The 25,384-nt window shown below is 74.1% G+C and carries 23 protein-coding genes; 10 read left to right on the plus strand and 13 right to left on the minus strand.

Annotated features, from left to right (window positions below):
* Positions 1 to 85 precede the first annotated feature (85 nt).
* Positions 86 to 1,033 carry an RNA polymerase sigma-70 factor gene (locus ACFRAC_RS22715; RefSeq protein WP_382926515.1) on the minus strand — a complete coding sequence of 316 codons (948 nt, stop codon included), beginning with the start codon at positions 1,031 to 1,033 and terminating at the stop codon, positions 86 to 88.
* Positions 1,034 to 1,252: 219 nt separating this feature from the next.
* On the opposite strand from ACFRAC_RS22715, the gene ACFRAC_RS22720 reads away from it, so the two are divergent.
* From ACFRAC_RS22720 to ACFRAC_RS22735, 4 genes are all read left to right on the plus strand, one after another.
* On the plus strand, positions 1,253 to 2,431 hold the full coding sequence (locus tag ACFRAC_RS22720; RefSeq protein ID WP_382926518.1) for a flavin-containing monooxygenase: 1,179 nt from the start codon (positions 1,253 to 1,255) through the stop codon (positions 2,429 to 2,431).
* A gap of 133 nt (positions 2,432 to 2,564) precedes the next feature.
* Positions 2,565 to 4,790 carry an acetate--CoA ligase family protein gene (locus ACFRAC_RS22725; protein ID WP_382926521.1) on the plus strand — a complete coding sequence of 742 codons (2,226 nt, stop codon included), beginning with the start codon at positions 2,565 to 2,567 and terminating at the stop codon, positions 4,788 to 4,790.
* A gap of 1 nt (position 4,791) precedes the next feature.
* Entirely contained in the window at positions 4,792 to 5,601 is an 810-nt protein-coding gene (locus ACFRAC_RS22730) for an enoyl-CoA hydratase/isomerase family protein (RefSeq protein ID WP_382926523.1), read from the plus strand.
* 60 nt (positions 5,602 to 5,661) lie between these two features.
* The gene (locus ACFRAC_RS22735; protein ID WP_361341360.1) at positions 5,662 to 6,258 is read left to right on the plus strand and encodes a flavin reductase family protein; all 597 of its coding nucleotides are present in this window, start codon (positions 5,662 to 5,664) and stop codon (positions 6,256 to 6,258) included.
* Positions 6,259 to 6,265: 7 nt separating this feature from the next.
* On the opposite strand, the gene ACFRAC_RS22740 is transcribed toward ACFRAC_RS22735, so the two are convergent.
* Positions 6,266 to 7,591, minus strand: a complete 1,326-nt coding sequence (locus ACFRAC_RS22740; protein WP_382926527.1) for an MFS transporter — start codon at positions 7,589 to 7,591, stop codon at positions 6,266 to 6,268.
* A gap of 71 nt (positions 7,592 to 7,662) precedes the next feature.
* Between ACFRAC_RS22740 and ACFRAC_RS22745 the strand changes: the two genes are divergently transcribed.
* Positions 7,663 to 8,712, plus strand: a complete 1,050-nt coding sequence (locus ACFRAC_RS22745; protein WP_382926530.1) for a GlxA family transcriptional regulator — start codon at positions 7,663 to 7,665, stop codon at positions 8,710 to 8,712.
* Here ACFRAC_RS22745 and ACFRAC_RS22750 read toward each other — a convergent pair.
* The 4 genes from ACFRAC_RS22750 to ACFRAC_RS22765 all read right to left on the minus strand — a co-directional run bounded on the left by ACFRAC_RS22750 (position 8,620) and on the right by ACFRAC_RS22765 (position 13,142).
* Positions 8,620 to 9,873, minus strand: coding sequence for an MFS transporter (locus ACFRAC_RS22750; protein ID WP_382926533.1), 1,254 nt, complete (start codon positions 9,871 to 9,873; stop codon positions 8,620 to 8,622). The two genes, ACFRAC_RS22745 and ACFRAC_RS22750, sit on opposite strands and share 93 nt — an antisense overlap.
* A gap of 112 nt (positions 9,874 to 9,985) precedes the next feature.
* Positions 9,986 to 11,035: an alcohol dehydrogenase catalytic domain-containing protein gene (locus ACFRAC_RS22755; RefSeq protein WP_382926536.1), complete on the minus strand. Its 1,050-nt coding sequence runs from the start codon at positions 11,033 to 11,035 to the stop codon at positions 9,986 to 9,988.
* Positions 11,035 to 12,186 carry an acyl-CoA dehydrogenase family protein gene (locus ACFRAC_RS22760; protein ID WP_382926537.1) on the minus strand — a complete coding sequence of 384 codons (1,152 nt, stop codon included), beginning with the start codon at positions 12,184 to 12,186 and terminating at the stop codon, positions 11,035 to 11,037. Before ACFRAC_RS22760 ends, ACFRAC_RS22755 begins: the two co-directional genes overlap by 1 nt.
* A 41-nt stretch (positions 12,187 to 12,227) precedes the next feature.
* Entirely contained in the window at positions 12,228 to 13,142 is a 915-nt protein-coding gene (locus tag ACFRAC_RS22765; RefSeq protein ID WP_382926540.1) for an SDR family oxidoreductase, read from the minus strand.
* Positions 13,143 to 13,234: 92 nt separating this feature from the next.
* On the opposite strand from ACFRAC_RS22765, the gene ACFRAC_RS22770 reads away from it, so the two are divergent.
* Entirely contained in the window at positions 13,235 to 14,161 is a 927-nt protein-coding gene (locus ACFRAC_RS22770) for a cyclase family protein (protein ID WP_382926544.1), read from the plus strand.
* A 406-nt stretch (positions 14,162 to 14,567) separates the two neighbouring features.
* Here the strand turns inward: ACFRAC_RS22770 and ACFRAC_RS22775 are convergent, their stop codons facing one another.
* The 3 genes from ACFRAC_RS22775 to ACFRAC_RS22785 form a co-directional block, all read right to left on the minus strand.
* On the minus strand, positions 14,568 to 15,029 hold the full coding sequence (locus ACFRAC_RS22775; protein ID WP_382926596.1) for an ATP-binding protein: 462 nt from the start codon (positions 15,027 to 15,029) through the stop codon (positions 14,568 to 14,570).
* 508 nt (positions 15,030 to 15,537) lie between these two features.
* Complete coding sequence (locus tag ACFRAC_RS22780; protein ID WP_382926546.1) at positions 15,538 to 16,413, minus strand: acyl-CoA dehydrogenase family protein; 876 nt, start codon at positions 16,411 to 16,413, stop codon at positions 15,538 to 15,540.
* A 3-nt stretch (positions 16,414 to 16,416) separates the two neighbouring features.
* Positions 16,417 to 17,550: an acyl-CoA dehydrogenase family protein gene (locus tag ACFRAC_RS22785; protein ID WP_382926547.1), complete on the minus strand. Its 1,134-nt coding sequence runs from the start codon at positions 17,548 to 17,550 to the stop codon at positions 16,417 to 16,419.
* A gap of 149 nt (positions 17,551 to 17,699) precedes the next feature.
* Here ACFRAC_RS22785 and ACFRAC_RS22790 point away from each other — a divergent pair, with 149 nt between their 5' ends.
* Positions 17,700 to 19,244, plus strand: a complete 1,545-nt coding sequence (locus ACFRAC_RS22790) for a class I adenylate-forming enzyme family protein (RefSeq protein ID WP_382926550.1) — start codon at positions 17,700 to 17,702, stop codon at positions 19,242 to 19,244.
* Here ACFRAC_RS22790 and ACFRAC_RS22795 read toward each other — a convergent pair.
* Together ACFRAC_RS22795 and ACFRAC_RS22800 are read right to left on the minus strand one after the other, a co-directional pair.
* The gene (locus tag ACFRAC_RS22795) at positions 19,223 to 19,735 is read right to left on the minus strand and encodes an EF-hand domain-containing protein (RefSeq protein ID WP_382926553.1); all 513 of its coding nucleotides are present in this window, start codon (positions 19,733 to 19,735) and stop codon (positions 19,223 to 19,225) included. The genes ACFRAC_RS22790 and ACFRAC_RS22795 overlap by 22 nt on opposite strands.
* Before the next feature lie 153 nt (positions 19,736 to 19,888).
* The gene (locus tag ACFRAC_RS22800) at positions 19,889 to 20,269 is read right to left on the minus strand and encodes an STAS domain-containing protein (protein WP_382926556.1); all 381 of its coding nucleotides are present in this window, start codon (positions 20,267 to 20,269) and stop codon (positions 19,889 to 19,891) included.
* 357 nt (positions 20,270 to 20,626) lie between these two features.
* Between ACFRAC_RS22800 and ACFRAC_RS22805 the strand changes: the two genes are divergently transcribed.
* Together ACFRAC_RS22805 and ACFRAC_RS22810 are read left to right on the plus strand one after the other, a co-directional pair.
* Entirely contained in the window at positions 20,627 to 21,211 is a 585-nt protein-coding gene (locus ACFRAC_RS22805) for a sigma-70 family RNA polymerase sigma factor (RefSeq protein WP_382926559.1), read from the plus strand.
* Positions 21,208 to 22,545: a maleylpyruvate isomerase N-terminal domain-containing protein gene (locus ACFRAC_RS22810; protein WP_382926562.1), complete on the plus strand. Its 1,338-nt coding sequence runs from the start codon at positions 21,208 to 21,210 to the stop codon at positions 22,543 to 22,545. Before ACFRAC_RS22805 ends, ACFRAC_RS22810 begins: the two co-directional genes overlap by 4 nt.
* Positions 22,546 to 22,548: 3 nt before the next feature.
* Here ACFRAC_RS22810 and purU read toward each other — a convergent pair whose 3' ends face one another.
* Together purU and ACFRAC_RS22820 are read right to left on the minus strand one after the other, a co-directional pair.
* On the minus strand, positions 22,549 to 23,430 hold the full coding sequence (gene purU / locus ACFRAC_RS22815; protein ID WP_382926565.1) for a formyltetrahydrofolate deformylase: 882 nt from the start codon (positions 23,428 to 23,430) through the stop codon (positions 22,549 to 22,551).
* 46 nt (positions 23,431 to 23,476) lie between these two features.
* Complete coding sequence (locus tag ACFRAC_RS22820; protein WP_361341399.1) at positions 23,477 to 23,977, minus strand: hypothetical protein; 501 nt, start codon at positions 23,975 to 23,977, stop codon at positions 23,477 to 23,479.
* A 117-nt stretch (positions 23,978 to 24,094) separates the two neighbouring features.
* Between ACFRAC_RS22820 and ACFRAC_RS22825 the strand changes: the two genes are divergently transcribed.
* Positions 24,095 to 25,381 carry an ABC transporter substrate-binding protein gene (locus tag ACFRAC_RS22825; RefSeq protein WP_382926568.1) on the plus strand — a complete coding sequence of 429 codons (1,287 nt, stop codon included), beginning with the start codon at positions 24,095 to 24,097 and terminating at the stop codon, positions 25,379 to 25,381.
* Positions 25,382 to 25,384: the final 3 nt, after the last annotated feature.

A 25,384-nucleotide genomic window follows, 5' to 3' on the forward strand; every position in this document is an offset into this window, starting at 1 on the left:
GACGGCCCGCCGATTCCTGACAGGGATGGGATGTGAACCACGTCACGCCCCACGTCACACCCCGGACGCCGACGTCGTACGCCGGTCAGAACGCGTCGCGCACCAGGGGTTCCCCGTGGTCGGCGGCCTGCCAGACCCGGGTCGCGCGCTCCAGCTTGTCGGGGTTGACCTGGCTGCGGAACGCGGCGAGGCCGTCCTCGGTGACCTCCACGCACATCACGCCGATGACCCGGCGGTCGACGACCACCACGAGGGCGGGTTCGCCGTTGGCGGTGGTCGCGTAGTACTCGGGCGACCCGCCCACCAGGGCCCGCTTGGCGGCGCTGGGCTTGAACAGGCCCCGCAGGAACCGCGCGACCGCCAGGGCCCCCTCGACCGCCCTGGCCCGCGCCGGGACCTTCCCGCCGCCGTCGCCGACCACGACCGCGTCCTCGGTGAGCAGGCGCACCAGAGGCTCGGTCCGGCCGCTGACGGCGGCCGCCAGGAACTCGTCGACGATCCGCCGGGCCGCCGCCTCGTCGACCTCGGTCCGCACCCTGCCCCGCGCCACGTGCCCGCGGGCCCGGTGCAGGATCTGCTGGCTGGCGGCCTCGGTGACGTCGAGGATCTCAGCGATCTCCCGGTGTGTGTAGTCGAACGCCTCCCGCAGCACGTACACCGCCCGCTCGCTGGGCGAGAGGCGCTCCAGCACGACGAGCACCGCGTACGAGACCGACTCGCGCTGCTCGGCGGTGTCGGCCGGGCCCAGCATGGGGTCCCCGGCGAGCAGCGGCTCGGGCAGCCACTGGCCCACATAGGTCTCGCGGCGGGCGCGGGCCGAACCGAGCTGGTTGAGGCACAGGTTGGTGAGCACCTTGGTCAGCCACGCCTCGGGGACCTCGACGCGCTCCACGTCGGCGGCCTGCCAGCGCAGGAACGTCTCCTGGACGGCGTCCTCGGCCTCGCTCGCCGAGCCGAGCAACCGGTAGGCGATGGCTTCCAGCCGGGGCCGGGCCGCCTCGAACCGTTCCACGTCGTTCACCGTGAGGGCCATGGGCCCGGATCCTAACTCCCGGGCCGCGAACGGGCAGGCGGAGACGGGGCCGGCCAGCGCCCCGGGCCCACCGCGCCCCCGCATCCCGGGCCCCGGACCCACAACCAGGAGAGCTACGTCACAGACCCCACCCAGGTCTCCCGCAGTCGTGATCGATCCGCAACCAATTCCGGGCTTGACCGAGACCCATCAACCAGTTGCGTGGTTACGCTCCGAATCATGGCCGATACCCCCCAACTCCCGGAACGCCCCGTCTACATCGTCGGGGGCGGCCCCGGCGGACTCTCCGTCGCGTACGCCCTGCGCGCCCGCGGCATACGGGCCGTCGTCCTGGAGCGGTCGGACGCGGTCGGCGCCTCGTGGCGCGGGCACTACGACCGGCTCCACCTGCACACCACCCGGCGGCTTTCGGCGCTGCCCGGCCTGCCGATGCCGCGCCGCTTCGGGCGCTGGGTGTCCCGCGACGACATGGTGCGCTACCTGGAGAAATACGCCGAGCACCACGAGCTGGAGATCGTCACCGGCGTCGAGGTCTCCCGCGTCGAGCCCGCACCGGACGGCTCCGGCTGGCTGCTGCACGCCACCGGCGGCCGGGAGCTGGCCGGCGCCGCCGTCGTCGTGGCCACCGGCCACAACCACACCCCGCGCATCCCCGACTGGCCCGGACGGGAGGGCTACGGCGGTGAGCTGGTGCACGCCGGCGAGTACCGCGACGCGGCCCCCTACGCCGGCCGGGACGTCCTGGTCGTGGGCGCCGGCAACACCGGGTCCGAGATCGCCGTGGACCTCGTGGAGGGCGGCGCGGCCCGGGTGCGCCTCGCGGTGCGGACGGTGCCGCACATCGTGCGCCGCTCGACCGCCGGGTGGCCCGCGCAGTTCACGAGCATCCTCGTACGGCGGCTGCCCGTGCGGCTCGTCGACCGGCTGGCCCGGCCGGTGGCCCGGCTCAGCGTCCCGGACCTGTCGGCGCACGGGCTGCCGCGTCCCGACACCGGCCTGTACAGCAGGGTCAGGGAGGGCGCGATCCCGGTCCTGGACGTCGGGCTCGTCGACGCGGTGCGCCGGGGCCGGATCGAGATCGTCGCCGCCGTCGAGGGGTTCGACGCGGACAAGGTGGTCCTCGCGGACGGCAGCCGGATATCGCCGGACGCCGTCGTCGCCGCCACCGGCTACGCGCGCGGCCTGGAGGGCCTGGTCGGCCATCTCGGCGTGCTCGACGAGCGGGGCAGGCCCGGCGTGCGGGGCGCCCGGACCCCGGCGGACGCGCCCGGTCTGTACTTCACCGGCTACACGAACCCGATCAGCGGCAATCTGCGGGAGATGGCGATCGACGCGCAGCGGATCGCCCGGTCCGTCGCCCGGGACCGGCGCCGCCGGGTCGCCCGGCTGCCCGCCTGACCGGCGCGCCCGCGAGCCCGCGAGGGAGGCGTCCGCCCGACTTTTGCCCGCACGACGGTTCCTGACGGAGTGTCAGTTCATTTAATCTGACACTGCGTCAGTTAATCGCTGTCACCCAGGGACGGGCGGACCGATGCTTGGATCAACCCACGGCACCCTCACCACCGACTCCCGCCGGGGCCGCGTCGTCGCGTGCGGCGAGCAGCCCGCTCCCGCCGTCCACGGCCGGCCCGCCGAGCCCGACGACCTCGACGTCAGCGGCCGTCCGCTGTACTGCGACGTACCCGACCTGGACCGCCTCTTCCGGCCTGAGTCACTGGCCGTGATCGGCGCCTCCGACGCCGAGGGGCGCCCGAACACGGGGATCACCCGCCGGCTGGTCGACTGGGCCGGGCGGACCGGCGCCCGCCTCCACCCCGTGCACCCGGCCCGCCCGTCCGTCTTCGGCATCCCCTGCGTCCCGTCGGTCGCCGACCTGCCCGAACAGGTGGACCTGGCCGTGCTGCTGGTCGCCGACCCGCTGCCGGTGATCGAGGAACTGGCCGGGACGAAGGTGAAGTTCGCCGTCGTCTTCGCCTCCGGGTTCGCGGAGACCGGCGAGGAGGGCGCGGTCGCGCAGGCCCGGCTCGCCGCCGCCGTCGAGCGGTCCGGGCTGCGGCTGCTCGGGCCCAACACCAACCTGAACGCCTTCGAGCGGTTCCGCGACGACCTGGACGGGCCCGCGATCGCGCTCATCACCCAGTCCGGGCACCAGGGCCGCCCCGTCTTCGCGCTCCAGGAGCTGGGCGTGCGCCTGTCCCACTGGGCGCCCACCGGCAATGAGGCCGACCTGACGACGGCCGACTTCCTCTCCTACTTCGCCGAGCGGCCCGAGGTCGGCGTCATCGCCGCCTATGTCGAGGGCATCAAGGACGGCCGCGCCTTCCTGCTCGCCGCCGACCGCGCGGCCCGCCGCAAGGTGCCCGTGGTCGCGGTCAAGGTGGGCCGCACCGAGGCGGGCGCCCGCACGGCCGCCTCCCACACCGGCCGGCTGACGGGCGCGGACGCGGTGGTGGACGCGGCCCTGCGCCAGTACGGCGTGATCCGGGTCGACGGCCTGGACGAACTCCAGGACACCGCCACTCTGCTGGCCCGCGCCCGCCCGCCGCGCGCCGACGGCGTCGTCGTCTACTCGATCTCCGGCGGCACGGGCGCCCACGTGGCCGACCTCGCGGCCGGGGCGGGGCTGCGCCTGCCGGTCCTGTCGCAGGCCCGGCAGGCCGAGCTGCACCAGTGGATACCCGGGTATCTGAGCGTGGCGAACCCGGTCGACAGCGGCGGGCACCCGGTCGGCGACGAGCGCGGCCGCAAGATCATCGACGCGATCCTCGACGACCCCTCGGTGGGGGTGCTGATCTGCCCGGTCACCGGGCCGTTCCCGCCGCTGAGCGACCGGCTCGCCCAGGACCTGGTGGACGCCGCCGAGCGGACGGACAAGCTGGTGTGCGTGGTGTGGGGGTCGCCGGTCGGCACCGAGCGGGCCTACCGCGAGATCCTGCTCGGCTCCTCGCGCGTGGTCACCTTCCGCACGGTCGCCAACTGCGTCTCCGCCGTCCGCGCCCACCTCGACCACCACCGGTTCGTCACCGGCTACCGCTCCCCCTTCGACGAGGCGCCCCGCACCCCCTCGCCGTCGAGCCGCAAGGCGCGGGCCCTCCTGCGCCCGGGACAGCAGCTGAGCGAGCACGCGGCGAAGCAGCTGCTGCGGGCGTACGGCATCCGGGTCCCGCGCGAACAGCTGGTGACCAGCGCGGCGGCGGCCGTGCGCGCGGCGGGCCTGGTGGGCTACCCGGTGGTGATGAAGGCGTCCGGCGCGCGGATCGCCCACAAGAGCGAGCTGGGCCTGGTCAGGATCGGCCTGACCTCGGCCAGCCAGGTCCGGGACGCCTACCGCGAGCTGACCGACATCGCCCGCTACGAGGACATCGCGCTGGACGGCGTGCTGGTCTGCCAGATGGTGGAACGGGGCGTGGAGATGGTGGTGGGCGCCTCGCACGACGAGCTGTTCGGGCCCACGGTGACGCTCGGGCTGGGCGGGGTGCTGGTGGAGGTCCTGCGCGACACGGCGGTCCGGGTGCCGCCCTTCGGCGAGGAGCAGGTCCGCCGGATGTGCGCCGAACTGCGGGGCCGGGCCCTGCTCGACGGGGTCCGGGGCCGGCCCCCGGCCGACCTCGACGCGCTCGTGGAGGTCGTGCTGCGGGTGCAGCGGATGGCGCTCGAACTCGGCGACGAGCTCGCGGAGCTGGACGTCAACCCGCTGATGGTGCTGCCCCGGGGGCAGGGCGCGGTGGCGCTCGACGCGCTCGTGGTGTGCCGCTGACATGGCGACCGGACCGGACCCGCTCGACCTGTGGGTACGGCACTCCCGCGAGGACGGGGTGTGCCGGATCACGCTGGACCGCCCCGAGGCGCTGAACGCCCTCACGCCCGGTCAGCGCGACCGGGTCGTCGACCTGCTCGCCGGCGCCTCAGCGGACCCGGAGGTGCGGGCCGTCGTCCTCACCGGCACCGGGCGCGCGTTCTGTGCCGGGGCGGACCTGCGGGGCGGGTCGGCGGGCGGGGCGCGGCGGCCCGGGGACGTGGCGCGCACGCTCCGGCTCGGCGCCCAGCGGCTGGTCGCGGCCGTGCTGGACTGCGAGAAGCCGGTGGTCGCGGCGGTGAACGGGACCGCGGCCGGCCTCGGCGTCCATCTGGCGCTCGCCTGCGACCTGGTGCTGGCCGCGGAGTCCGCGCGGTTCGTCGAGGTCTTCGTACGGCGTGGTCTCGTCCCGGACGGCGGCGGCGCCTACCTCCTCCCCCGGCTCGTCGGCCCGCACCGCGCCAAGGAGCTGATGTTCCTCGGCGACGCCCTGTCCGCGGCGGATGCCGAGCGGCTGGGCCTGGTCAACCGGGTCGTCCCCGACGGGGAGCTGGAAGGCGCGGCCGGCGACTGGGCCGCGCGCCTGGCGGCGGGCCCGACCCGGGCGCTGGCCCTCACCAAGCAGCTCGTCAACGCCTCCTGGGACAGCGACCGCGCGGGCGCGTTCGCGGCGGAGGCGGCCGCGCAGGAGATCAACCTGACGACCGAGGACGCGTCGGAGGGCCTGGCGGCCTTCGCGGAGCGCAGGAGCCCGACGTTCCGGGGGCGCTGACATCTCTCCACCGCACGGGGCTTCCTATCTGACGAACCGTCAGTTTCAATGTCCGGTGTGATGGGACACGCAGGGATGGCGGCCGCCGCCGTCCGCCACCTCCGCCCGGCCGGGGCACCGCCCGCCCCGGCGCCACCGCGCCCCGCGCTGCGCTGCGTCCGCGAGGACGAGCGGGCGCCGGTCCCGCAGGACGTGTTCCGGCGGGTGCTGGGGACCTTCGCGACCGGCGTGGTGGTCGTCACGGCCCCGGCGGACGCCGCGGCCCCGCACCGCCCCGCCGGATTCGCCTGCCAGTCCTTCGCGTCCCTGTCCCTCGACCCCCCGCTGGTCGCCTTCATGGCCGGCCGGACGTCGACGACATGGCCGCGCATCGCCCGCGCGGGCGTCTTCTGCGTCAACGTGCTGGCCGCCGGTCAGGAGGAGCTGTGCCGCGCCTTCGCGGTAAGCGGCGCCGACAAGTTCGCCGGGGTCCGCTACGACCGGGCCCCGGTCTCCGGCTCCCCGCGCCTCGCGGACACGCTCGCGTGGATCGACTGCGCGGTCCACGCGGTGCACCCGGGCGGCGACCACCTCATCGTCGTCGGGCGGGTCGACGCCCTGGGCGCGCGCGACGGGGACGGGGCTCCGCTGCTCTTCCACCGGGGCCGGTTCCGTTGACCGCGCGTCAGAGGGCCGGGACGGCCGGCACCGGACGCCGCCGGATCACCAGGGCCATCAGCGCCGCCGCCGCGCACAGGGCGCCGGACGCGTACCAGACCATGTCGTAGGTGCCGAACACGTCCCGCGCGAGCCCGCCGAGGTACGCCACCAGCGCCGCGCCGAGCTGGTGGGAGGCGAGAACCCAGCCGAAGACGATGGCGCTGTCCTCGCCGTACTGCTCCCGGCACAGGGCGACGGTGGGCGGGACGGTGGCCACCCAGTCGAGACCGTAGAAGACGATGAAGAAGAGCATCGGCGGGTGGACGCCCGGGGCGAGCAGCATCGGCAGGAACAGCAGCGAGACACCGCGCAGGGCGTAGTACACCGCGAGCAGCCGGCGCGGTTCGAAGCGGTCGGTGAGCCAGCCGGAGAACACCGTGCCGACGACGTCGAAGACACCGATCACCGCGAGCAGGGAGGCGGCGGCCGTGATCGGCATGCCGTGGTCGTGGGCGGCGGGCACGAAGTGGGTCTGGATCAGGCCGTTGGTGGAGGCGCCGCAGATCGCGAAGGTGCCCGCCAGCAGCCAGAAGGGGCCCGTGCGGGCCGCCGAGAGGAGGACGGTCACGGCCCGGCGGGCGGCGCCCGGCGCGGGCGGCGGCTTGGGCACGAACTCCGTGGCGCCGTAGGGGGCGAGGCCCACGTCGGCCGGGTGGTCGCGCAGCAGCAGCCAGACGAAGGGGATGACCGCGAGCGCCGTGAGCGCCACGGTGACGACGGCCGGCTTCCAGGTGTGCTCCTCCACCATCCAGGCCAGCAGCGGCAGGAAGACCAGCTGACCGGAGGCGGAGGCGGCGGTGAGGATGCCGGTGACCAGGCCCCGGCGCTCGGTGAACCAGCGGTTGGTGACCGTGGCGGCGAACGCCAGCGCCATCGAACCGGTGCCGAGACCCACGAGCAGGCCCCAGCACAGCAGCAGTTGCCAGGCCGCCGTCATCCAGTAGGTCAGCCCCGACCCGGCCGCGATCAGCACGAGGGCCACCGCGACGACCCGACGGATGCCGAACCGGTCCATCAGCGCGGCGGCGAAGGGGGCGGTCAGGCCGTACAGCGCCAGGTTGATGGAGACGGCCGCCCCGATCGTGCCGCGCGACCAGCCGAAGTCGTCGTTGAGCGGATCGATGAGCAGGCCCGGCAGGGAGCGGAAGGCGGCCGCGCCGAGGATCGTCACGAAGGCGACCGCGGCGACGAACCAGGCGCGGTGGACACGCGGCCGGCGCGGCGACGGCGACCCGGCGGCGGAGGCGTCCGGGGCGGCGATGTCGTGCCGTGCGGGGGTCGTCTGAGTCACGTCCACGAGCTTCGGGCCTGCGCGTCGTTGATTCCATTGGCCCGAAGGACAGCATTCGCTAGGATCGGGCCATGCCCCATGAGCCGAGCCCCGAGACCCCGACGGACTCCCGCCCGGGGCCAGGGCCCCACCGGGTCGCCGTGCTCGCCCTGGACGGGGCGATCCCCTTCGAACTGGGCATCCCGCACCGCGTCTTCGGCCGCCCCCGGGACGCCGAGGGCCGGCCGCTGTACGAGGTCGTCACCTGTTCCGCCCGGCCGCCCGGACCCGTGCGCACCGACGCCGACTTCGCCCTCCAGGTCGAGCACGGCCCGGAGGCCCTGGCCACCGCGGACACCGTGGTCGTCCCGGCGTCGCGCGAGCTCGAACCGGTCTTCGAGCAGGGCGTCCTGCCCACCGATGTGGCCGCCGCTCTCGCCCAGGTCCGGCCCGGCACCCGGCTCGCCTCCATCTGCACCGGCGTCTACGTCCTGGCCGCGGCCGGCCTGCTGGACGGCCGCCGGGCGACCACCCACTGGGCCCACGCCCGGCGCCTCCAGGAGCTGTTCCCGGCCATCGACGTCGACGCCGACGTGCTGTTCATCGACGACGGCGACGTGCTGACGTCGGCCGGGGTCGCCGCCGGGATCGACCTGTGCCTGCACATGGTCCGCCGCGACCACGGCACCGCGGTCGCCAACGACGTGGCCCGCACCATGGTGGTGCCGCCGCACCGCGACGGCGGGCAGGCCCAGTACATCGCCCGCCCGGTCCCCGACCCGCAGCAGTCCTCCACGACGGCGGCCCGCGCCTGGGCCCTGGCCCACCTCCACGAGCCGATCCAGCTACGGGACATGGCCGACCAGGAGTCCATGTCGGTGCGCACCTTCACCCGGCGATTCCGCGAGGAGGCCGGCGTCAGCCCCGGCCAGTGGCTGACCCGGCAGCGGGTCGAACGGGCCCGGCACCTGCTGGAGACCACCGGCCTCTCCGTCGACCAGGTGGCCGCGCGGTCCGGCTTCGGCACCGCCCAGTCGATGCGCCAGCACCTACAGGCTGCGCTCGGGGTCACCCCCACCAGCTACCGGCGCACCTTCCGCGCGGGCGGCGGGGCGTGCCTGGAGGCCACCGGCAGCCGGTGACCGCTCCCGCCGGGCCTCCCCCCACCAGCCCAGCGCGGTCAGCAGCAGCGTCAGACCGACCCCGGCCAGGACCGCCGTGGACGGCGCCACCACCCGGAGCAGGGCACCCGCCAGCGACCCCGTCGCCGCGTACCCGGCGCCCGCGGCCGCGTACAGCACGGAGTAGCCGGCGGCCAGCGCGCCCGGCGGCAGCGCGTCCCGCAGCGACAGATTGCGGGTGATCAGCGCGCCGGACTGGAGGATGCCCGCGAGGACCAGGGCGACCGCCATGCCCGGCCCCTCCGGTATCAGCGCGAGCAGCGCCACGAACACCGACATCCCGCACATCAGCGCCACGCTCCGCGAGCGCAACCGCCCCGGCCACGCCCGCAGTCCGTACACGAACGCCCCGGCGCCCGACCCCACCGCCATGCCCGCCAGCAGCGGACCCGACCAGCCCACGCCGATCCCGCGCTGCTCCAGCAGGGCGGGCAGGGTCAGTTCGACCAGGCCGAGCAGGGTGATGCTGGCGGCGCCCGTGACGTACACCGGCCAGGCGCCCAGCAGCACACGGGGCCGCACCCGGTTCGCCCGGCCGCCCTGCCCCTCCTTCGCCCAGCCCGCGGGCAGCAGCCGGTGACCGGCCACGGACAGCGCCATCAGGACGGCCGCGAGGAGCAGCGGCACCCGGGGCGCCCAGGCGAGGGCCAGGCCGGCGACCGCGACCGGCGAGACCGCCCACACGCCGGACATCAGCATCGACTCCGCGGACAGCGCCTGCGCCACGGCACGCTCGGGCACCAGGAAGGTCAGCAGCGCGCGCTGCCCTCCGGCGGCGGCGGACGGGGCGGCCCCGGCCAGGAACGCGAACACGCCGAGCACCACGGCGTGCGACCCGGCGAAGACCCCGAGCCCGGTGAACCCCAGGGCGCCGCCCGCGAGTCCGGCGGTCAGCTGGCGCCGCCCGCGGGCCGGGTCCAGGCGGGTGCCCAGGACGGGCGCGGCGACGATCTCGCCGAGCACATAGGCCGCCGCGAGCGCCGCGCCCAGGCTGTAGCCGCCGGGCCGCTCCCGGACCAGGAACACCAGCGCCAGCGGCGTCATGGCGACCGGCATCCGCGCGGCGACGGCGGTGCCGGCCCACACCAGGACCTGCCTGGAGGCGACGTCTCGATAGGTCATGGAGTCGACGGTAGGTCCCGGCACCGACAGCACGGCAGCCGATTTCCGGGCCTGTGGAAAACTCTCCCGCCACCGTCCGGACCCGGACGAACCACCGTCCCGCGGCGGCACTTCAGAAGGTCAGCACACCCCGTGCCACCTTCCCCGCCGCCGCGTCCGCCGCCGCCCGCGCGAAGTCCTCCACCGGGTAGGTCCGCGTCACCAGCTCGTCCAGCAGCAGCCGGCCCGCGCGGTACAGCTCCGCGTACAGCGCGATGTCCCGCTGGGGCCGCGACGAGCCGTACCGGCAGCCGAGGATCGCCTTGTCCAGGTACATCGAGGAGACGAGGAAGGACGCCTCGGCGGTGGCGGGCGGCACCCCGAGCAGCACGGCCTGCCCGTGCCGGTCGAGCAGGTCGACGGCGGCCCGGATCAGCTCGACGCGGCCCACGCACTCGAAGACGTGGTCGGCCCCGTCCGGCAGCAGCTCCCGCACCCCGTCCACCGAGGTCAGGAAGTCCGTGGCCCCGAACCGCCGGGCCGTCTCCTCCTTCGCCGGGTGGGCGTCCACGGCCACGATCCGCAGCGCCCCGGCGATCCGGGCGCCCTGGACGACGTTGAGCCCGACCCCACCGGTGCCGATCACGACGACCCGGTCGCCCCGGTCGACCCGGGCCCGGTTCAGCACCGCCCCGACCCCGGTGAGCACCCCGCAGCCGATGAGCGCGGCCCCGGGCAGCGGGATGTCCTTGGGCACGGGCACCGCCTGGACGGCCTTCACCACGGTCCGTTCCGCGAAGGCCGAGTTGGCGGCGAACTGGAACACCGGTCGGCCACCGCGCCGGAACGGCCGTTCCGGCCGCCCTATGGCCCGCCGGCACATGGTGGGCCGTCCCCGGTCGCACTCGGCGCACGTACCGCAGTTGGCCAGCGTGGACAGCACGACATGGTCACCGGGCACGACATGGGTGACGCCCACACCGACCGCCTCCACGACGCCCGCGCCCTCATGGCCGAGCACCACGGGGACGGGGAACGGTATGGTCCCGTCCACCACGGACAGATCGCTGTGGCACAGACCGGCCGCCGCGACGGCGACCAGCACCTCGCCGGGCCCCGGGTCCCGAACCTCCAGGTCGTCCACGACCTCGGCCCGCTCGCCGTCGAACAGGACTCCGCGCATCAGACGCCCCCCTTGGGCTCCCTGGGCAGACCGAGCACCCGCTCGGCGATGATCGTGCGCTGCACCTGGTCCGACCCGCCGTAGATGGTGTCGGCCCGCGAGAACAGGAACCCCCGCTGCACGTCGTCGAGCGTGTACGGCGCCGAGGGCGTCCAGTCCCTTGGCCCGGCGCCGGCCGCCGCGCCCCGGACCCGCATCGCCAGCTCCCCGAGCCGCTGGTGCCAGCCGCCCCACAGCAGCTTGGCCACGCTGGGCGCCCCCGCGTCCCCCGTGCCGCCCAGGGTCCGCAGGGCGTGCCACCGCATGACCCGCAGCTCCGCCCACTGCCGTACCAGTTGCTCGCGTATCACCGGATCGTCCACCGCACCGCGGTCCACGGCCTCGCGCACGACCCGGGCCAACTCCCCGGCGAACCCGATCTGCTGGGCGAGCGTGGAGACGCCGCGCTCGAACCCGAGGAGGCTCATGGCGACCGTCCAGCCCGCGCCCTCGCCCCCGACGAGGTGCTCCGCGCGCGCCTGGGCGCCGTCGAAGAAGACCTCGTTGAAGTCGCTGGTCCCGGTCAGCTGCCGGATCGGGCGGACCTCGACGCGCCCCGGCTGGTCCATGGGCACGAGCAGGAAGCCCAGGCCGTGGTGGCGGCGGGAGTCCGGATCGGTGCGGGCCAGCACGAAGCACCAGTCGGCCTCGTGCGCGAGGGACGTCCAGATCTTCTGCCCGGTGATCCGGTACGTCCCGTCCGGGCACCGTTCGGCCCGGGTGCGGACACCTGCGAGGTCGGAGCCCGCGCCGGGCTCGCTGTACCCCTGGCACCACAGTTCCTCGCCGAGCGCGACCGGGGGGAGGAAGCGGGCCTTCTGCTCCGCGCTGCCGTGGGCGAGCAGCGTGGGGGCGAGCAGTTTCTCCCCGATGTGCCCGGAGCGGGGCGGCGCGCCCGAGCGCGCGTACTCCTCGGCCCACACGACCTGCTGGGTCAGCGTGGCCGTCCGGTTGCCGTACCCGCCCTCGCCCCAGCCGAGCCCGATCCACCCGGCCTTGCCGAGGGCCCGCTCCCAGGCCCGCCGTTCCCACCCGCCCGCCACATGTCCGGCCAGCCATGACCGGGCCTGCGCGCGGAACGCCTCGTCCTCCTCGCCGAACGCGAAGTCCACGACCCCTCCTCGTCTCGCCGGACCGCTGAAGTCGTCTCGCGCTACCGCGCGTTCGGCCGGTCGCCGCGCCGCGCGGCCTCCTCGGCCGCCGCCACCCGCGCCAGCATCGGCATCGGGTCGGTCCCCACGGTCCCCGGCAGCACCCGGGCGATCCGCTCCGGCGTCCAGGGCCCCTCGGCGTGGACGGAGCGCAGTTCGGCGGGCTGCGCCCACACCGCGATCCGCGGACCGGCGACGGTGTACACCTGCCCGGTGACCTGCTGCTCGCGGGCCGCGTCGGACAGCAGGTAGACGACGAACGCCGCGACGTCCTCCGGCTCGCCGATGTCGGTCAGCTCCAGGGGCACCTGGGCGGACATCCGGGTCCGGGCGACGGGCGCCACGGCGTTCGCGGTCACGCCGTACTTGTGCAGGCCGAGCGCGGCGCTGCGCACGAGCGAGATGACACCGCCCTTGGCGGCGCTGTAGTTGGCCTGCGACACCGAGCCCTGGTGGTTGCCGCTGGTGAATCCGATCAGGGTGCCGGACCGCTGCGCGCGCATCACGGCCGACGCGGCGCGGAACACGGTGAACGTCCCCTTGAGGTGGGTGGCGAGGACCGGGTCCCACTCGTCCTCGGTCATGTTGAACAGCATCCGCTCGCGCAGGATCCCGGCGACGCAGACCGCCCCGTCGAGCCGTCCGAAGGCCGACAGGGCCGTGTCCACCACCCGCCGGCCGCCCGGCATCGTGGAGATGTCGTCGGCCACGGCGACGGCCTCACCGCCGGCGGCCTCGATCTCCTTGACGACGGACTCGGCGATCTCGCTGGTCGGTGAGGCGCCGTCCACGGACACCCCGTGGTCGTTGACGACCACGCGGGCGCCCTCGGCGGCCGCCGCCAGCGCCACCGCGCGTCCGATGCCGCGCCCGGCGCCCGTCACGGCGACGGCCTTGCCTGCCAAGAAGTTCCCCATGCCCCGGCCCCTTCCCGCCGTTTCTGACGGTCCGTTAGATTTCTGATTCTACGGCCCGCCGGATACGCGGGGACAAGACCCGGGGAGGACCCATGTCGCTGCCGGACGCGTTCCACGAGATCGCCCAGCGCGTCAACAACTGGGGACGCTGGGGCGCCGACGACGAGATCGGCACGCTGAACCTGATCACCGACGAGGTGGTCCGCGCGGCGGCGGCGTGCGTGCGCTCCGGCCGCCGCGTCCCGCTCGCGCTGCCGCTCGAACAGGACGGCGTGCAGACCGGGATGATCCCCGGCCGGGTCAACCCGCTGCACACCATGGTGCAGATCAACCAGGAGATCTTCGGCCCGGGGACCGTCGCGTGCAGCGACGACGCCGTGGTCATGGGACTGCAGGCGGCCACCCACTGGGACGCGCTCGCCCATGTCTCGCACTCCGGGCGGCTCTACAACGGCCGCCCCGCCGACAGTGTCACGGCGCACGGCGGCGCCCGCTTCGACGGGATCGACAAGGCGCGGCACATCGTCTCGCGCGGGGTGCTGCTCGACGTGGCCCGCGCGCGGGGGGTGGCGAGGCTCGACGGCGGTCACGCGGTCACGCCGGAGGACCTGGAGGCGGCGGAGGAGCTGGCGGGCGTGCGGGTGCGCGCCGGTGACATCGTGCTCGTGCGGACCGGCCAGATGGCGCTGTGCCTCGCCGGGGACCGGCACGCCTACGGCCACCCGTCCCCGGGCCTGTCGGTGCGCACCCCGGAGTGGTTCCACGCACGCGACGTGGCGGCCGTCGCCAACGACACCCTCACCTTCGAGGTCTTCCCGCCCGAGACGGAGGATCTGTGGCTGCCCGTGCACGCGCTCGACCTGGTGGAGATGGGGATGCCGCAGGGCCAGAACTGGAATCTCGAAGAGTTGTCCACAGCCTGTGGACAAGAAGGCCGCCACACGTTCCTGCTGTCGGCGACGCCCGAGCCCTTCGTCGGCGGCACGGGAAGCCCGGTCGCCCCCGTGGCGGTTCTCTGACGGTCACGTCTTGACGCCGGCTGGCGGCGCGGCTTCCCCACTCCCGGCTCCACCGGGCGGGGATGCCCCGGCCGCCCCGAGCGCGGCACGCGCGCCGCCATCCGGCTCCGGCGTGCCTGCCCCTCCTGGCCCTGGAGAACCGCCGCCGAAACACGACCCACACTCGGCAAGGACCTCCGTCACCGAAGCCCTCGCCGTCCCCTCGCGGCGAATCGCTGACCACAAGCGTGATCAAACGGACACGACTCGTCAACACCCTGTCGGGGATTTGCTACTTACGTCCTTTTTGTGGACACCGCGCACGGAAGCAGGACCGGGGCGCATCGAGGGCCGCCGGACCGCACGAGGGGGCGCCCCCTGCATCCGTGCCCCGCGGGCCACGGCGGGCGACCGCGGTGTGCGCCGGTCACACCGCCTCGTACGCGAACCCCTCGTACGCCGAGATTCCGCCCCCGCAGGCGGTGACGGCGGCATCCGGCTCGCCGCCCCGGTCGAGTTCGCACCAGATCCGCTTGCCGGCCCCCTCGGAGGTCCAGCCCCACCGGTCCGCGAGACCGTCGACGAGGGCGAGCCCGCGCCCACCCGTCGCGTCGCCGTCGGCACAGCGGGGCACGGGCGCCCGGCCGCTGCGGTCGGCCACCTCGAGCCGGACGGTGGAGGAGTCCTGCGGCGCCTCGGGCAGGGAGAGGCGGAGCACGGCCGGACAGCCGGTGTGCACCACGGCGTTGGTGACGAGTTCGGAGACGAGCAGGATCAGTGTCTCGGCGAGCGGCTCGTCGACCTCTATCCCCGAGCCGGCGAGCCGTGAGCGCGCCCAGCGCCTGGCTCGCCCCACCTCAGCGGGATCGGGCCGGATCTCCAACTGCACTTGAAGCACCTGCACCGCTCACACCATCCGAACCGGCGGACACTTGACCCCGCGCCTCACGAGGGCCACGATCCTAGCCATTTTTTTCATGGCCAGAACAATGGCCAAAGCCAGGGTCACGGAACGTGAATCCCTTGGCTGACAGCATGGTTGACGTACAGTCACCCCAACAAGCGCTTCGGGCATATTCCAGCGCGAAGGATTACCTCTGCTGCATACTGTGCGACGCTTGCCGTGGAGAGTCGAACAGGCCTGGGTGAACGGCCTGTACGCCGGGCGAGCGGCGGCGAGCACCGCCGGATACGAAGCCGCCTCGCAGACGGCTCCGGCATGGCTCGAACTCTGAACCACTCGCATCTCACACAAGGTACCGGAGCGAACGCCCGACTCCGCCCCGTGACGAGTCACACTCCGGACACAAGCCGATATCAACGCTCTGTGATTCCGGCATGCCACGATCCGCGACATCAACACGGGCCTTTTCCGTGACCGCGCAGACCACGGCGTTTCAGGGGTCTCCGTCGAGCAATGCGGCCGCCATGAATTCCTCACTCTCGGTAGTGGGCCCCGCACGGTAGGTGCGGACCCAGGCCCGCTTCAGATGCAGATGGACCTCGAACTCCCAGGTGAATCCCATGCCGCCGTGCACCTGGAGACAGTCACGGGCGCCCCGGACGGCGGCCTCGTCGGCGAGCAGCCGCGCGGCGTGGACGTCGGCCGGGTCGGCCGTGACGGCCGCCGCGTGGACGGCGGCCCGCGCCGTCCGGGTCCGCACGAGCATGTCCGCGCACAGGTGCTGCACCGCCTGGAAGGTCCCGATGGGCCGTCCGAACTGCTCGCGGGTCCGGGCGTGTTGCACGGCCAGCTCGCACGTGCGCCCGGCACTGCCCAGTTGTTCGGCCGCGGTGAGCAGGACGGCGACGGGGTCCGGGGCGGCGGACGCGGGCAGGCGGTGCAGCGGGGTGAGCGGATCGACCGAGCGCATCGGCACGGCGCCGGCGGTGCCGCCGCGCACCTCGTCCGCCGCCCGCAGCCACTCCACCAGACCGCCCATGGGGGCGGTGACGACGGCGTGCCCCTCGGCGGCACCCGGCGCCCGGCCCGCCGCGAGGTACGTGGCCACCAGCGGGCCCGGCAGCAGCGCCCGGCCCGCCTCCTCGAACGCCAGCACCGCCTCGGGCAGTCCGAGCCCGACGCCCCCGTCGTCCTCGGGCAGGCGCAGCGCGAAGAACCCGGCGGCGCCCAGCTCGCGCCACAGCCTCCGGTCCAGGAGGCCGGGCCGCTCCACGGCGTCCCTCAGTTCCCGCGGGCCGAACCGGCGCGCGAGCAGCTCCCGTACGCCGTCGCGCAACGCCCGCTGGTCCTCGTCGGGTTGGAGTCGCACCGCTCACCGCCCCTTCGGCAGTCCGAGGATCCGCTCGGCCACGATGTTCCGCTGGATCTGCGAGGTGCCGGCGGCGATGGTGTACGACAGCGAGGACAGCCGGTCGAGCACCCACGGCCGGTCCAGGTCCAGCGCCCGCGGGCCCAGCAAGTCGGCCGCGATGTCGTAGAGCCGCTGACGGGCGTGCGAGTACGCCAGCTTGAGGACCGATCCGGTGACACCGGGGACCCCGCGCCCGCGCTCCGCCTCCCCGACGTTCCACTGCGTCAGCCGCCACAGCGCGCTGAACTCGGCGTGCAGCCTGCCCAGCGCGCGGCGCAGCGCGGGGTCGTCCCAGCGGCCGTTGCGCCGGGCCTCGGCGGCCAGTTCACGCAGCACCCGGCGGCAGGCCACGACCTCGCCCACGAAGGCGGTGCCGCGCTCGAAGGACAGGGTCACCATGGTCACCCGCCAGCCGTCGTTCTCCGCGCCGACCCGGTGGGCGACGGGCACGCGCACGTCGTCCAGGAACACCTCGGCGAACTCGGCCGAGCCCGCCAGGGTCCGCAGCGGCCGCACGGTGACGCCGGGCGCGTCCATGGGCATCGCCAGCCAGCTGATCCCGCGGTGGCGGGGGGCGCCGGGGTCGGTGCGCACCAGCAGTTCGCACCAGTCGGCGACCTCGGCATGGGACGTCCAGATCTTCGAGCCGTTCACCACGTAGTCGTCGCCGTCCCGGTGCGCGCGGGTGCGCAGCGCCGCGAGGTCGCTCCCGGCGTCCGGTTCGCTGAAGCCCTGGCACCAGACCTCCTCCCCGCGCAGGATCGGGGGCAGCCAGCGGGCCCGCTGCTCGTCGGTGCCCTCGGCGGCGATGGTGGGTCCGGCGTGCAGCAGCCCGACGAAGCAGGCGCCCACATAGGGCGCGCCGGCCCGCTCGGTCTCCTCCAGGAAGATCAGCCGCACGGTCGGGGAGGCGCCCCAGTGGACGTCGCCGTACCCGGCGTCGTACAGCCGGCGTTGCCAACCGAGGTCGTGGGCGCGCCGGCCGGGCCAGTCGTCCGGGGCCGGCGGAGGCGGGAGCGTGGGGAGCACCCCGGCCAGCCATGTGCGCAGCCGGGCGCGGAAGTCCTCCTCCTCCGGCGTGTGGGTGAGGTCCATACGGCCTCCATCTGATGATGCGTCAGATACCGCAAGGGAAGGCTAGGTCCCGCACCCCTGGACCGGCAAGGCGTCCCGCCCTACGCTCTGCGCATGATCTGACGGACCATCAGCAAGGACGGGGTCCGCGCCACGAACAGGGGGCCGTCATGGACGACACCGCGCACACCCTGGGTTCCGCCCGGACCCTGTGGGACCTGCTCGCCGCCCGCGCCCGCCGCACCCCGGACCGCCCGGCCCTGCTCCAGGACGACCGCACGCTGACCTTCGGCGCGCTGCGCGACCGCGCCGAGCGGGTGGCGGCCGGACTGTACGGCCTCGGGGTGCGCCCGGGCACGGTCGTCGCCTGGCAGCTGCCCACCCGGATCGAGACGGTCGTGCTGTCCTGCGCGCTGGCCCGGCTCGGCGCCGTGCAGTCGCCGGTCATCCCCTTCTACCGGGACCGCGAGGTCGGTTTCGCGCTGCGCGAGTCCCGGGCCGAGTTCTTCGCGGTGCCGGGCGAGTGGCGGGGCTTCGACCACACCGCGATGGCCCGGCGTCTCGGCGCGAAGGGCGTCCTCACGGCGTACGACGACCTGCCCGAGGACGATCCGGCCGTCCTGCCGCCGCCGCCCGCCGAGGGCACCTCGGTGCGCTGGATCTACTGGACGTCGGGGACGACCTCGGACCCCAAGGGCGTGCTGCACACCGACCGTTCGCTGATCGCGGGCGGCTCCTGCCTGGGACACGCGCTGCGGCCCACGGCGGCCGACGTCGGCTCGATCGCCTTCCCGTACGCGCACATCGGGGGCCCCGACTACCTGGTGATGGTGCTGCTGTACGGCTTCCCGGCCGTGCTGTTCGAGCAGTTCGCGCTGCCGGAGGCGCTGGACGGGTACCGCCGGCACGGGGTGACGATCGCCGGGGGCTCCACGGCCTTCTACTCGATGTTCCTGGCCGAGCAGCGCAGGCAGCCCCCCGGCACGAAGGCCGTCCCCTCCCTGCGGCTGCTGGCGGGCGGCGGGGCGCCGAAGCCGCCCGAGCTGTACCACGCGGTGGTCCGGGAGATGGGCGTGCAGCTCACCCACGGCTACGGCATGACCGAGGTGCCGATGATCACGATGGGCGCTCCGGACGACACCGCGGAGAACCTGGCGACGACCGAGGGGCGGCCGCCGCGGGAGATGGAGATACGGATCGTCGACGGCGAGGTGCGGCTGCGCGGGGAGGCCGTGTGCCGGGGCTATCTGGACCCGGCGCAGACCGCGGCGGCCTTCGACGAGGAGGGCTTCCTGCGTACCGGCGACCTCGGGCACCCCACCGGCAGCGGGCACCTGGTGCTCACCGGACGCCTGAAGGACGTGATCATCCGCAAGGGCGAGAACATCTCGGCGAAGGAGATCGAGGACCTGCTGCACCGGCACCCGGACGTCGGGGACGTGGCCGTGATCGGGCTGCCGGACACCGAGCGCGGGGAGCGGGTGTGCGCGGTCGTCGAACAGCCGCCGGACGCACCGGAGCTGACCCTCCGTGAGCTGACGTCGTTCCTGCGCGGGGAAGGGCTGTCCCCCCACAAGCTGCCGGAGCGGCTGGAGGTGGTGGACGCCCTGCCCCGCAACGAGACCCTGCGCAAGGTCCTCAAGTACCGCTTGCGGGAGCGGTTCTCGGACCCCTCGACGTCAGGGCCGGACGCTCACTCCGGGACCGTGAAGTAGCGGGCGAAGGCGGTCAGGACGTCGTCCTCGGTCACCGTGCCGTCGCCGTCGGCGTCGAGGCCGGCGGCCGCCGTGCGGGCCGTGTCGCGCGGGGCGCCGAGGCGGACGAGCACCCGCGCGATGTCGTCGACGCCGGCCTTCCCGTCGTCGTCGGTGTCGGCCACGGCGAGGGCCGCGTGCAGGAAGGGCCGGGCGATCCCGGCGAAACGGTCGGGGTTGTCGCGCAGCCGCTTGACCGCGCCGGTGACGAACTCCTCGCGGGTGATGCGCTGGTCGCCGTCGCGGTCGGCGATCCCGGCCATGCCCTGCCAGAACGCCTCGGCGCCGATGTACAGGGCCTGGCCCTTGTCGGACCGGGCCGGGGTGCCGAACTCGGCGAGCAGCGCCTTGGCCGCCGCGCTGAAGTCCTCCCGGTCGATGTACCCGTTGCCGTCCTGGTCGAAGGTGGCGAACCGGGCCGCGATCCTGCGCTCGTACTCGCTGCTGACCATGTTGTGTCAGGCCGCCTAACGTCACGTGGGGTGCTTCTCGCACGGAGCGTACGACGCCGCGGCCCGCCTGGGCGCCTCGAAGCGGCGGTTGTGGCAGAACCGGGCACTTACCGGAACGGGGGTGTGGCAGACCCCCCGGGGACGGGGGCGCGCTCAGGCCGACAGGGGGCGGGCGTCGTCCGCGACCGCCGCCGCCACGTCGGGGTAGACCTCGAACAGCCGGCGCACGCCGAGCGCTCCGAGCACCCGGTTGACGTGCGAGCCGTCCACCGCGCCCTGGGCGGGCAGTATCAGCCGGAGGCTGCCCCGGCAGGAGCGGATGAGGCGGCGGGCCGCGATGAGCACGCCGACGCCGGAGGAGTCGCAGAACAGGACCTCGGACAGGTCCAGGACGAGGTTGTGGCGTCCCTCGGCCACCACGTCGTGGACGTGCTGGCGCAGCACCGGCGAGGTCACCAGGTCCAGTTCGCCCGACACCTGGAGGACGGCCCAGTCGCCTTGCTCGTCACCGGTCACTTTCAAGGTCACCACCACGCCCTTCGGCCGTCGAAACGGAAGCCATTCCTACGCTTCCTTGCAGCGCGGCTGCCCAGCGGCTGTTCCCTGAAACTTCCTCACGAAAACGGTCACCGATCGGATAAGGCTTGTTTCCATCGCATTCGATCCCGTTCGATCGCATCCGGTCGCACGGGACGGGTAGCCGACCCGGAGAGCGAAGCCCCTACCACGAGAGCGAGGTGTGTCACCAGTCATGACGCTGCAAGGGGCGCACATTGCCACAAAGGGGCGTGGGCCGTCGGACGTGCCGACTACATTCGTGGAGACGGTGGACGCACGCTGGACAGGGACGGACCGGTGAGAGCCTGTTCACAGGCTCCGGAGGGGGGCCTTATGGCGAAGAAGGACGCACCGCCCCGCTGGGACCGCAAGATGCAGCAGCGGCTCGCGCGCGGCGAGGCGGCCGCCCTCGGCGAGCTCTACGACCGGTTCGCCTCGCTCGTGCACGGACTCGCGCACACCGTGCTGGGCGACGAAAGCGCCGCCGACCGCGTCACCCGCGAGGTCTTCACCCACGTCTGGGAGCACCCCGACACCTACGACCCCCGGCAGGGCCCGCTGCGCTCCTGGGTCGCCGCCCTGACCCACCGCCTGGCCGTGCAGCGCCTGCGCGCCGCCGAGACCGCCGCACTGGTGCGGGCCGGGCAGGGCTCGACCGAGGAGCTGGAGCGCAAGGTGCGCCACGCCTCGGTCGCCGCCCGCGCCGACTACATCGTCCAGTCCATGCCCGCCCCGCTGCGGGCCGCGCTGGAACTGGCCTACTTCCAGCGTCGCGACTACCGCCAGACCGCGGCCGACCTCGGCGTCACCGAGGAGGAGGCCCGCCGCCGGCTGCGCCTGGGCCTGCAACTGCTGTCCACGGCCCACGACGCCGCGACCGGGCCCGGGGCACCACCGGAGTACGGGGGTGCCGCATGACCGGGGCCGAACCGTACGAACCCGACGACCCGCACGAGAAGGAGAACGGCCCCGCGGACAGCGCCCGCGGAGCTGACGGCATGAACAGCGGCGACGGCGACGACCAGCACCCCACCCCCGAGCCCGGCCCCGGCAGGCCGCCCCGCATACCGCTCCCCCGGCTCTCCGTCGAGGACACCGGGCGTCCGCTGCCCGACCTGGCGGACGCACCGGTGCCCGTCCTGGAGCACCGGGTCCTGAAGTCGCTGCTCGGCGCCTGGGCGCTGGCGGCCTGCTCACCGGAGGAGACCGCCGCCGTCGAGGAGCACCTGGGTGACTGCGGCGGCTGCGCGGACGAGGCGGTGCGGCTGCGCGAGGCCGTCGGCCTGCTGCACCCCGCGGAGAGCCTCGACCTGGACCCGTCGCTGCGCGCCCGCGTCCTGAGGGGCTGTCTGGAGCGGCGCCCGCCGCGCGTCCCTGTGCCCGAGTGGGCCGCGCCCTACGACGCCGAGAGCGCACGGCTGGACGCCCTGCTGCAGGACTTCGGGGACGCCGAGTGGCACGCGCCCGTGCGGCTGCGGTGGTTCCGCAAGGACGAGCCGACGAGCCGCCGTACGACCGTCGCCGGGGTGATCGCCCATCTGCTGACCGTCGACGGGATGGTGGCGGCGGCACTCGGCCTGCCCGACCCGCTGGGCGACCTGCCCGCCGACCGGCCGACCCCGTCCGCGCGGACGGAGGCGTACTGGCGGGCCTCGCACTTCCCGCCGACCCGCGCCGTACGCGCGCCCTGGCGGGAGCAGGCCCACGACCTGGTCCGCACGGTCTCCTTCACGGGCGGCGGCACCGGCGCGCTGTCCGTGCCGTACGGCGACTTCGCGCTGCCGCTGCGGGACGCCATGCTGGACCGGGCGTTCGAGTGCTGGGTGCACGCCGAGGACATCGCCGAGGCGGTGGACTACCCCTACGAGCCGCCGTCCGGCAGCGATCTGCACCACATGGTGGACCTGGCGGCGCGCCTGCTGCCGAGCGTGCTGTCGGCCCGGCGTCAGGCCGGGCTGGCCGCCCCGGCGCCCGCGGGCCGCCGCCGGCTCGTGCCGGCCGGGGAGCCCGGCCGGAGCCTGCGCCTGGAGATCGAGGGGGCGGGTGGCGGCGAGTGGCTGATCCCGCTCGACTCGCCGGCCGCCGTGGGCTCCGCCGAGCACGAGGTGGCCCATGTCGCCCTGGACGGCGCCGAGTTCTGCCGGCTGGCGGCGGGCCATGTGCCGCCCGCGGAGGCGGCGGCCGGACAGGTCGGCGACCGCGAGGCGATCAGGGACGTGCTCTTCGCGGCGGCGAGCCTGAGCCGGATGTAGCCGTCAGGCGAAGACGACCGTCCGACGCCCGTTCAGGAGGATCCTGCGCTCGGCGTGCCACTTCACGGCCCGCGCCAGCGCCTGGCACTCCACGTCCCGGCCGACCGCGACGAGCTGGTCCGGCGTGACGTCGTGCCCGACCCGCTCGACCTCCTGCTCGATGATCGGGCCCTCGTCGAGATCGGCGGTGACGTAGTGCGCGGTCGCCCCGATGAGCTTCACACCGCGCGCGTGCGCCTGGTGGTAGGGCTTGGCGCCCTTGAAGCTCGGCAGGAACGAGTGGTGGATGTTGATGATCCGCCCGCTCAGCGCCTTGCACAGGTCGTCCGAGAGGACCTGCATGTAGCGGGCCAGCACGACCAGCTCCACGCCCTCCTCGCGCACGATCTCCAGCAGCCGCGCCTCGGCCTCGGCCTTGTTGTCCCTGCTCACCGGGATGTGGTGGAAGGGGATGTCGTACGACCCCACCAGCTCGGCGAAGTCGGTGTGGTTGGACACCACGGCGGTGATCTCCACCGGGAGCGCGCCGATTCTGGCCCGGAACAGCAGGTCGTTCAGGCAGTGCCCGAACCGGCTCACCATCAGCAGGACCCGCATCTTGTCCTCGGCGCGGTTGATCTGCCACTCCATGTGGAAGGAGTCGCCGATCGCCGCGAAGCTCGCGCGCAGCTTCTCCACCGTGACGGGGGCGTCCGCCGAGAAGTGGACGCGCATGAAGAACAGTCCCGTGTCGTGGTCGCCGAACTGCTGGCTGTCCTCGATGTTGCAGCCGGTCATGAAGAGGTAGCTCGACACGGCGTGCACGATGCCCTGCTTGTCGGGGCAGGACAGCGTGAGGACGTACTGGTCGGCGGGGACCGCGGCTCCGGTGGACTGCTCGTTCATGCAGCACAGGGTCCCATACGGCGGGTGCCGCGCGGGCGGCCGTCCGCTACGCGGACCGCGTCATGATGCGCAGCACCTCGAGGGTGCGCGGCGGCGCGTCCGGGTCCTCCCCGTCGGCCATCGCCATCCGCACGTGCGCGTCCCGTGCCGCCCGCACCGCCTCGGGCCAGCCCTGGTGCTCGACGTACGCGGAGACCGGGGCGTCCGGGCCGACCTGGTGCATGATCCGCAGCACGCGCAGCACGGCGGTGTCGACGAGGGCCGCCTCCTGGGAGTCCCGGAAGATCGTGCCGACGTACTTCTCGGCGGACCAGTTGTCCAGCCAGGTGTCCTCGACGAGGCGGTACACGGCGTCGGTGACGTCGCCGTAGCCGTCCACGCCTGCCAGCCAGACGTCCCGCTGGAACACCGGATCGGAGAGCATGTGCAGCGCGGAGCGCACATTGCTGCGCCAGCGCCACCACGGCATGTCGTTGAGTGGCATGCCGCCCATGGTGGAGGAGCGACGGCCGCGACGGGAAGAGCTATCCGAACCTTGCACGGTCATCGATCGTACGTTCCCCCTCACAGGCGCCTCACCGGCCCCCGCAATTCACCTCGGCGTCACCGAATGATAACCAAGGGTCACGCTTGGGTTAGCGGTGTGACGGAAGTGTGTGGAGGCATGAGCGGAGCGCGACGTACCCGTGGCCACCTCCTCCCCGCCGGCCCTGCCCGGGCCGCGACGGCCCTGGCGGCGTGCGCCGCGCTCGCCGCCGGCTGCGGGGTCGTCCCCGGCACCGCCGGAGGCTCCGGGGAGGACCCGGTCACCGTGATGACCTGGGCGCCGGAGGGCACCGACGCGACCAACAAGCCCGGCATGCCCGCGCTCGCGCAGGCGTACGCCCGCTGGGTCAACGCCGAGGGCGGGCTGGGTGGCCGTCCGCTGCGGGTACTGACCTGCAACGACCACGACGACAGCGTGTCGGCGGCACAGTGCGCCGAGCGCGCCGTCGAGGAGGACGCCGTGGCCGTCGTCGGCTCCTACAGCCAGTACGGCGACACCTTCCTGCCCACCCTGGAGGGCGCCGGCATCCCCTACATCGGCGGGTACGGCGTCACGGGCGCCGAGTTCACCAGCCCGATGTCCTACCCGGTCAACGGCGGCCAGCCCACCCTCCTCGCGGGCCTCGGCCGCGAACTGGCCCGCGACTGCGGCCCGGTGTCCCTGGTGCGCCCCGACAACATCGCGGGCGACGAACTGCCCCCCCTGCTCGACGCGGGGCTGCGCGCGGGCGGCCACGCGTCCTCGGAGGACCAGCCGGCCCGCGAGGACGCCACCGAGTACGGGGGCCCGTCGACGCGCGCGCTGGAGCACGCCGGCGGCGTCGCGGCGGACCCCGGCTGCGTGGTGCCCGCCCTCGGCGACCGCACCAGCACCTTCATGGACTCCTTCCGGCGCGCCCGCCGGGAGTACCGCCCGGTGCGCACGGCGACCGTGCTCGGCGGCGTCGACCAGACCGTGATCGACGCGACCGGCGGCGGGCCGGTGTACGACGGCGCGTACGTCACCGGCTGGTACCCGGTCGCGGGAGATCGGCGCTGGAAGCCGTTGAAGAAGGTGATCGACGCGTACGCCTTCGGCGACAACCGCATCGACCCCGCGGACGCCGGGGTGCAGACCACGTGGATCGCCTACACGGTGTTCCGCGAGGTGGTGGAGTCCCTCGGCGACGGCGAGATCGACTCCGACAGCGTGCGCAAGGCCCTCGACGGGGGTCTGCGGGTCTCCACAGGCGGTCTCACACCGCCCCTGCGGTGGCCCTTCCAGGGCATGCTGGCCGCCGTCGGCCGCCCCCGGCTGGTCAACGGCGAGGTGACGTTCCAGGTCGTCCGGGACGGGCGGCTGGTGGCAGCCCGCAAGGGTGCCGTCGATGTGACGGACATCCTGCGCGACGCCCGCCCGCACTGAGCG

Source organism: Streptomyces sp. NPDC056628, assembly GCF_042792555.1.
Taxonomy (GTDB): domain Bacteria; phylum Actinomycetota; class Actinomycetes; order Streptomycetales; family Streptomycetaceae; genus Streptomyces.